This is a genomic window from Burkholderia sp. AU4i (assembly GCF_000466765.1).
In the GTDB taxonomy this organism is placed as follows: domain Bacteria; phylum Pseudomonadota; class Gammaproteobacteria; order Burkholderiales; family Burkholderiaceae; genus Burkholderia; species Burkholderia cepacia.
This window is the reverse complement of the sequence record NZ_ASSI01000272.1, coordinates 1-3,756: the sequence shown is the minus strand read 5'-3', so window position 1 is coordinate 3,756 and position 3,756 is coordinate 1. Positions and strand designations below refer to the sequence as shown.

Annotated in this window: 4 protein-coding genes and 1 pseudogene; 4 read left to right on the top strand and 1 reads right to left on the bottom strand. The window is 70.2% G+C overall.

What is annotated here, in order from left to right; all coding sequences use genetic code 11:
* Positions 1–1,320, top strand: a pseudogene (locus tag L810_RS40060) (FAD-dependent oxidoreductase); the annotation flags it as partial.
* Between the two features lie 37 nt (positions 1,321–1,357).
* On the top strand, positions 1,358–1,735 hold the full coding sequence (locus L810_RS40055; protein ID WP_021163825.1) for a DUF5594 family protein: 378 nt from the start codon (positions 1,358–1,360) through the stop codon (positions 1,733–1,735).
* A 49-nt stretch (positions 1,736–1,784) separates the two neighbouring features.
* Here the strand turns inward: L810_RS40055 and L810_RS40050 are convergent, their stop codons facing one another.
* Complete coding sequence (locus tag L810_RS40050; protein WP_021163824.1) at positions 1,785–2,003, bottom strand: DUF6566 family protein; 219 nt, start codon at positions 2,001–2,003, stop codon at positions 1,785–1,787.
* A gap of 134 nt (positions 2,004–2,137) precedes the next feature.
* On the opposite strand from L810_RS40050, the gene L810_RS40045 reads away from it, so the two are divergent.
* Together L810_RS40045 and L810_RS40040 are read left to right on the top strand one after the other, a co-directional pair.
* Positions 2,138–2,776 carry a MarC family protein gene (locus L810_RS40045; RefSeq protein WP_021163823.1) on the top strand — a complete coding sequence of 213 codons (639 nt, stop codon included), beginning with the start codon at positions 2,138–2,140 and terminating at the stop codon, positions 2,774–2,776.
* A gap of 119 nt (positions 2,777–2,895) precedes the next feature.
* On the top strand, positions 2,896–3,756 hold an 861-nt coding region (locus L810_RS40040; protein ID WP_042978185.1), incomplete at its 3' end, for an alcohol dehydrogenase catalytic domain-containing protein.

Below are 3,756 nucleotides of genomic sequence, written 5' to 3'. Positions count from 1 at the left end.
GATCCACTGCCCATGGCATCACGCGGCGTTCTGCCTGCGCACGGGCGCACTGCTGCGCGCACCGGCGCTCGACGGGCTCCCGTGCTGGCGCGTCGAACGCCGCGACGGCCGTGCCGTGATGCGCGGCCGGCCGCCGCGCCTCCCGCGCTGAATGCGGCCGGGCTGCCCGCGTCGGTGGTGATCGTCGGCGGCGGCGCCGCCGCGATCGCGGCCGCCGTGACGCTGCGGCAGGCGGGTTATCCGCATCCCGTCACGTTGCTCACCGCCGATGCCGATCCGCCGTACGACCGGCCGAACCTGTCGAAAGACTATCTCGCCGGCACGGCCGACGCCGACTGGCTGCCGCTGCGTGCGCCGTCGTTCTATACCGACCACCGGATCGACGTGCGGTGCGGCACGCGTGTCGCGCGGATCGACCCCGCGCGGCAGGCGGTCGAACTGGCCGACGGCAGCCGTGTCGGGTACGGCGCGCTGCTGCTGGCAACGGGCGCCGAGCCGAACCGGCTGACCGTGCCCGGCGCGGATTTGCCGCACGTGTGCGTGCTGCGCTCGCGTGCCGATTGCGACGCGCTGATCGGCAAGCTGAAAACGGCGCGCCGCTGCGTGGTGGTCGGTGCGAGCTTCATCGGGCTCGAAGCGGCCGCCGCGTTGCGCACGCGCGGGCTCGACGTGCAGGTCGTCGCGCCCGATGCGCATCCGATGGCGCGCGTGCTCGGCGAAGCGCTCGGCGACACGATCAAGGCCCTGCACGAATCGCACGGCGTCGTGTTCCATCTCGGCGCGACGCCGGCGCGGATCACGCCGGACAGCGTGACGCTGTCGACCGGCGACGTGCTGCCGGCCGACGTCGTGCTGGTCGGCATCGGCGTGCACCCGAACGTCGCGCTCGCGCAGGACGCGGGGCTGGCCGTCGAGCGCGGCGTGACGGTCGACCGCTTCCTTCAGACGAGTGTGCCCGGCATCTACGCGGCCGGCGACATCGCGCGCTGGCCCGATCCGCTGACGGGCGAGCGCATTCGCGTCGAGCACTGGGTCGTCGCCGAGCGGCAGGGCATCGTCGCGGCGCGCAACATGCTTGGCCAGCAGCGCCCGTTCGACGCGGTGCCGTTCTTCTGGAGCCAGCATTACGACCTGACGATCAACTACGTCGGGCATGCGGAGCAATGGGATCGCGTCGAGATCGACGGCGACCTCGGCGCGCACGACTGCGCGATCGCGTACTGGCGCGGCGACACGCGGCTCGCGGTCGCGACGATCGGCCGCGATCTCGACAGCCTGAAGGCGGAAGCGGCATTCGAGCGGCAGATTGCAGCCGCATGACGGCCATGTGACGACATGATTCGAACCCGGAGGCAAGATGAGCCCTGAAATCCGCGCACGTTTCGAAACCGAGTTCGCGCCGCACATCGCGGCGCGCGTGCTCGGCCTGTATCAGCCTGGTGAAGTGCGCGTGGAAGTCGTGCCGCACGACGGGCAGGGGAGCCCGACCTGTGTCGACGTGATCGGCCTCACGTCGACGGCCGGGCTGCCGAACCGGCTGAACGCGCGGCTCGCGTGGCGCGACGACGCGATCGATGCGTTGCTGGCCGAGCCCGACCGCAGCCGCTTCGACCGCTATCTCGCGGCGCTGCCGGTCACGATCGAACGCTGGCAGATGGAATTGCCGGTCGACTTCAGTTCACGGACCCAGCGCGACCGCGAAATCCTGATCGGCGATCTCGATTTCGATGCGTGAAACGCGCGGCGCGCTGCCCGCCGGTGATGCGGCGATGAACCGCGCGACGTTAACAGTCGCGTGTCTTGACGATCACGCGGCCCTGGTCGATTCCGCCGCGCAGCGCTTCGTCGCACGTGAGCCATTCGGGCGTGACGAGTTCGGGCGCGGGCAGGTCGACCGGCGTGCCGTCGCGGAAGATCCGCACGTGCGCGACCCACGCGCCGTTCGCGTTGCGCGTCGCCTCGACGCGAATCTCGTGATCCATGAAGGTGTCGGTGGCTTGCATCGGTCTGGGCCCTCCGTCGTGCGTGAACGCGGTGCGTCGATCGTAGCAGCATGGCGCGCGCCGTGCACCGGAAACGAAACGGAATTTGCGTGCGATTCGGTGTACGAACCGACGCGTGAGACGGGAGCGAACCTGTGGCCTTCGACCTGACCTTTTCGATCAAGGTGTTCGCGGCGCTGTTCGCGATCATGAACCCGATCGCGAACATCCCGGTGTTCCTGTCGCTGACCGAAGGCGCGGCGGACGCCGTGCGCCGCAAGGTCGCGCTGACGGCCGCGATCGGCGTGACGGTCGGCTGCATCGTGTCGGCCGTCGCGGGCGGCGCGATCCTGCACGTATTCGGCCTGACGATCGACGATTTCCGTCTTGCGGGCGGGCTGCTGGTGCTGCTGATCGCGCTGTCGATGCTGCACGGCGCGCCGAGCCGCCAGCATTCGCCGGGCGAGGACGAAGGCGCCGACCCGGCGGCGGCCGAGAGCGTCGCGATCTATCCGCTGACGATCCCGCTGCTCGTCGGCCCCGGCACGATCGCGACGATGATCGTGCTCGGGCACAGCGCGTTCTCGACCGGACAGGAACTCGCATTTGCGCTCGGGCTCGCCGCGTTTCTCGTGCTGCTGGCCGTTTCGTTGCTGTCCGCGCCGCTGATCGGCCATTACCTGTCGCCGCGCGTGACGGCGGTGACCCAGCGCCTGATGGGGATGATCCTCGCGGCGATCGCGATGCAGATGATCGTCGCGAGCCTGAAGGCCGCGTTCGGGCTGCCGCATTGAACGCAGCGATGGTACGACGCACTGCATGGCCGCGCGCGGCCCGCGACCGGGCGCGCGCCTTGCTCGACCGGCTTGACGGTCTGATCGACCGTTCACGCCATCGACAAGGAGGGCCAGACATGAAAGCAGTCGTATTTCACGGCATCGGCGACATTCGCATCGACACGGTGCCCGATCCGGAAGTGGCAGCGCCAACCGACGCGGTCGTGCGCCTGACGGCCAGCGCGATCTGCGGCACCGACCTGCACATGGTGCGCGGCACGCTCGGCGGGATGAAACCCGGCACGATCCTCGGCCACGAGGGCGTCGGCATCGTCGAGGCGGTCGGGCGCGACGTACGCAACCTGCGGCGCGGCGATCGCGTGCTGATTCCGTCGACGATTGCCTGCGGCAGTTGCGCATACTGCCGCGCGGGCTACACCGCGCAATGCGACGTCGCGAACCCGGGCGGGCCGCGTGCCGGCACCGCGTTTTTCGGCGGCCCGGCGGACAGCGGCCCGTTCGACGGGTTGCAGGCCGAATACGCGCGCACGCCGCTCGCGCACGCGAGCCTGATCCGGTTGCCCGACGCGATCGACGACGATCGCGCGATCCTGATGTCGGACATTTTCCCGACCGGTTATTTCGGCGCGCAGCTCGCGGAGGTGAAGCCGGGCGATACGGTCGCCGTGTTCGGTGCGGGGCCGGTCGGCCAGTTCGCGATCGCGAGCGCGAAGCTGATGGGCGCCGGGCGCGTGATCGCGGTCGACCGCATCGCGTCGCGTCTCGAGATGGCTTGCGCACAGGGCGCCGAGATCGTCGATTTTTCCGAGGACGATCCGGTCGAAACCGTGCTCCGGCTGACGGGCGGGATCGGGGTCGATCGCGTGATCGACGCGGTGGGCGTCGACGCGATGCGCGCGACGCACGGGCCGGCCGCGGCCGATCGCGACGCCGCGCGCGCGTTCGACGCGGAAGTCGACGCGATCGCACCGCGCCGC

What these genes read in the sequence shown, in the direction of transcription:
- L810_RS40055 (WP_021163825.1), top strand. Translation starts at nt 1,358, where the DNA reads ATGAGCCCTGAAATCCGCGCACGTTTCGAAACCGAGTTCGCGCCGCAC.
- L810_RS40050 (WP_021163824.1), bottom strand. Translation starts at nt 2,003, where the DNA reads ATGCAAGCCACCGACACCTTCATGGATCACGAGATTCGCGTCGAGGCG.